The following is a 2,462-nucleotide window of genomic DNA, read 5'->3' as shown; positions in this document are numbered from 1 at the left end:
GAACAGCTCTTTCCACCAGCCGCCGCCCACCGAGCGCACCGCCTCGCGCGGGCCCGGGTCGATCTCCTCGGCGGCGTCGGCGACCAGCTTGCCGAGGAAGCCGATCGAGCCGAGACCGAGGGCGCACGCACCGGCGATGGGACCCAGGCCGATCGCCGCGACGAACACCACGGCCAGGATCAGCTCCGGGATGGCCCGGACGACGAGTACCAGGGAGCGCGCCGCCCAGTAGACGGCGCGGTGCGGGGCGACGTTGCGCGCCGCGAGCAGCCCGATCGGCAACGACAGGACGACCCCGATGGCGGTGGCGACCATCCCGATCGCCAACGTCTCCACGACCGCTTCGCCGAGCTGGTCGCCGACCATCGTGAAGTCGGGCGGCACCAGCCGGCCCGCTACGTCGACCACGTCACCGAGCGACGTGAAGACATCAAGGGGGTTGATCCGCAGGGAGACGAAGGCGTAGCCGATCGCCACGGCCAGCAAGCAGGCGAAGGCGGCCTTCGACAGCCGTTCCGTCGTCCAGGGCGGTGTGACACGTGGCCCCGTCCCCACCGATGGTTGCCCGCGTTCCCCGCCGCGATCCGCCGGGCGCAGCAACAGCCTCCTGATGGCGATCGAGGCCAGCTCCAGCGCGGCGATGATCACGATGATCACGAGCACGATACCGAGCGCCCGGTTGTAGACGAGTCCGCGCAGGGCGTCCTGCAAGGCGAACCCGATACCGCCCGCTCCGACGAAGCCGAGCACGACCGAAGTACGCAGGTTGATGTCGATCCGGTAGACGAAGGTCGAGATCCACGACGGCACGACCTGCGGCAGCACCCCGTTGACCAGTTCTCGCACCGGCCCCGCGCCGGTACTGCGCACCGCCTCCCGCGGGCCCGCCTCACTCTGCTCGATCGCGTCGGCGAACAGCTTGCCCAGCATGCCGACCGAGTGCAGTGCCAGGGCCAGCACGCCGGGCAGCACGCCGATACCCATGGCGCGCACGAACAGCACGGCGAAGACCAGGTCAGGGACGGCACGGCAGAAGGTGATGATGCCTCGAGCCAGGGTGTAGACGAACGTGTTCGGCGCGGTGTTGCGGGCTGCCAGGAAGGCCAGAGGCACCGAGATCGTCGTCGCGAAAACGGTCCCGAGCACCGCGATCAGCAGCGTCTCCAACGCCAGTGAAGCGATCCGTGGTGGGTCGTCCATCCGCGGTGGCAGCATCCGCTCGACGAGGTTGACCACGTCGTCGAACCCGTCGACCAAGGCACCGATTCCGAACTCGATCGACACGGCGGCAGCAGCGGTGAGAGCGAGGGCCGCCAGGCCGGCCGCCCACAGAACGATCCGGGACCGGGTCAGCGGCGGTCGCAGTCGCCCGGTGCCGGTGTCACCCGCGCCGACGGTGTCGGTGTCCTGAGCAGTGCCGGTGCCACTGGTCATGCCGATCTCGCCCCGCTGCCGTCCAGCAATCCGGCAGACCCGCCGATGTCCGCGGCTCCGTTGCTGCGGTCGGTGTCGCCGGTACCGAAGGTGCGCGGCTCCGGCACCTGGGCGGGGTCGACACGCTGGTAGACCTGCATCACGTCGTCCCTGGTCATGCTGGAAGCGGAGCGATCGAGCACTTTGCTCCCCTCCCGCAGACCCACCAGCCGGTGTGCCCAGCCGAGAGCCAGATCCACCTGATGAAGAGAGCAGACGACCGTGAGCTGCTCCTCCAAGCTGACCTGGAAAAGCAGGTCCATGACGACGGCCGCGTTCTCCGGATCCAACGAGGCGACCGGCTCGTCCGCGAGCAACAATGCGGGCCGGTGCATCAACGTCCGGGCGATCGCGACCCGCTGCTGCTGCCCTCCGGACAGCGTGTCCGCGCGCTGGAACGCCCGATCCGCCAGGCCCACCCGGTCAAGGTGGTCCAGCGCCTCGCGCCGCATCGACAGCGGATAGCTGAGCACACCGTAACGCGGGCCGCGCACCCGGCCGAGCGCGCCGATCAACACGTTCTCCAGACAGCTCAACCTGCCGACCAGGTTGAACTGCTGGAACACGAAGCCGATCCGGGAGCGCAGCCGCCGCAGCCGCGCAGGGCGCGCGTCGTCGACCCTGCATCCGAGTACGTCCACCTCGCCCGAAGACGGCGGATGCAGGCCGTTGAGGCACCGCAGCAGGGTCGACTTGCCCGACCCGGACAGCCCGACCAGAACCACAAGCTCACCCCTGCGGACCTCCAGGTCGACCCCGGCGAGCGCGACGGCGTCGCCGAAACGCTTGGTGAGGCCACGAGCCGTGATCACGCTGTCCGCGCCACTCGCCTGTTCCATCGTGCTGGTCATGTTCGGCTCCTCACGCTGGGCGACGCCGAGCTGAGCGGCTGTCTTCTCAGCCCTCGCACTTGTCGGACTGGGTCAGCTCGCACACCTCACGGACACCGTCGTAGTCGGAGTCGTCCGCCGGCACCACGCCCCACGCAT

2 protein-coding genes are annotated in these 2,462 nt (G+C 69.3%); both read right to left on the bottom strand.

Annotation, left to right across the window (positions count from 1 at the left end; genetic code table 11):
• On the bottom strand, window positions 1-1,434 hold a 1,434-nt coding region (gene phnE, locus ELR45_RS14910), incomplete at its 3' end, for a phosphonate ABC transporter, permease protein PhnE (protein WP_129667342.1).
• On the bottom strand, window positions 1,431-2,324 hold the full coding sequence (phnC, locus tag ELR45_RS14905) for a phosphonate ABC transporter ATP-binding protein (RefSeq protein WP_205856627.1): 894 nt from the start codon (window positions 2,322-2,324) through the stop codon (window positions 1,431-1,433). The genes phnE and phnC, both read right to left, overlap by 4 nt.
• Between the last annotated feature and the right edge of the window lie 138 nt (window positions 2,325-2,462).

The organism is Phytoactinopolyspora endophytica (genome assembly GCF_004138495.1).
Lineage (GTDB): Bacteria > Actinomycetota > Actinomycetes > Jiangellales > Jiangellaceae > Phytoactinopolyspora > Phytoactinopolyspora endophytica.
Note: the sequence above shows the minus strand (reverse complement) of the source record. Positions and strands in the feature narration are given on the sequence as shown.